Genomic DNA, 1,168 nt, shown 5'->3' on the forward strand with positions numbered 1-1,168 from the left:
GCACGCAGTGCATGAACATGTTGAGTCGTACAACCCGTGATGTATTGATTGGTCGATAGTGCTTTAACGCAAGGAGTTATCAAGGATGAATATGAAAGCAAACTACCATGTCCACGAGGATATGTATGTTCAAGCCCGAAAAGAGGGCTGGGAAGGATGGGGAGGCAATGAGCGCATATCGCAAGCCATTCTTGTTCAGCGCTTTACTGAGCTAGAAGGAGCTCCGACTTTTGGCAAACTCTTGGAAGTTGGCTGCGGCGAAGGGCATCACTGTCGAGCATTTTTTAAATTAGGCTTTGAAGTAACAGGTATTGATATTTCACCGACTGCCATATCTTGGGCAAAAGAAAAAGCGAGAGATACTGGCAATCAAGGGGCGTTTTACGTTGCGGACTTGACCGAGAAAACGCTTGAGATTCCAGAGATCTATGATGTGGTGATCGACGGAAACTGTTTACACTGCATCATTGGTGAAGATCGGAATACTTTTCTAGGTCATATCTATAATTCTTTGGTTGAAAATGGCGTTTTCTTTGTGAGCAGCTTGTGTGCCAAAGACAGTAATAGCTACGAAATCACCAAAAATGACCATGTTTATCGACATGTATGTTCACAACAATCTTTGATTACGGAACTAGAACAGTCAGGCTTTCGTGTGGTTACTGCAAACGTCTACGAACGAGATGAGATAAATCACATTACTATACATGCTGTAAAAGTTGTTTATTCGTAATGAAATCGGTATTGTTTCCAGTCACGCCTTAGATAGCCATTATTAACTATTTATCAAACTCTTATCTAAGGTCTTTATTTCTATTTGCTTGCCGGAAATCAGAAAAATACTAATGAAAATAATATCCAAAGCGTTATGGGCAACGTGTTTTATTGCCTTTACTAGTGTTGCTTCACAGCTTGAAGAGCCTCAAAGTGCGGTTTTAAACTATGGACAAACCTCGGTTTCAGCACCGATACAGGTTGATCGAGGATTTGACGTCGTTGAAGACAATGATGAGGAAATCATCGAACTCTCAGGCTCCGTGATTAAGGAATATTCGGATTACGTTGTTGATGTGCTTGTGGTTCGCAAAAGCAAATCTCGTCACTCAAGTCGTGAGTTAAAAACCACGCTCTTTGTCCAGCAAGATCAGCTTGGAAAACCAATGATGAT

At 41.4% G+C, this 1,168-nt stretch carries 2 protein-coding genes; both read left to right on the top strand.

Annotation, left to right across the window (positions count from 1 at the left end):
* Nucleotides 1–85 precede the first annotated feature (85 nt).
* On the top strand, nucleotides 86–733 hold the full coding sequence (locus tag R7P72_RS25185; protein ID WP_318110984.1) for a class I SAM-dependent methyltransferase: 648 nt from the start codon (nucleotides 86–88) through the stop codon (nucleotides 731–733).
* A 112-nt stretch (nucleotides 734–845) separates the two neighbouring features.
* The coding region (locus R7P72_RS25190; RefSeq protein ID WP_318110985.1) for a hypothetical protein at nucleotides 846–1,168 on the top strand (323 nt) is incomplete at its 3' end.

The sequence above is a fragment of the Vibrio sp. Vb0888 genome (genome assembly GCF_033338835.1).
Classification (GTDB): domain Bacteria; phylum Pseudomonadota; class Gammaproteobacteria; order Enterobacterales; family Vibrionaceae; genus Vibrio; species Vibrio alginolyticus.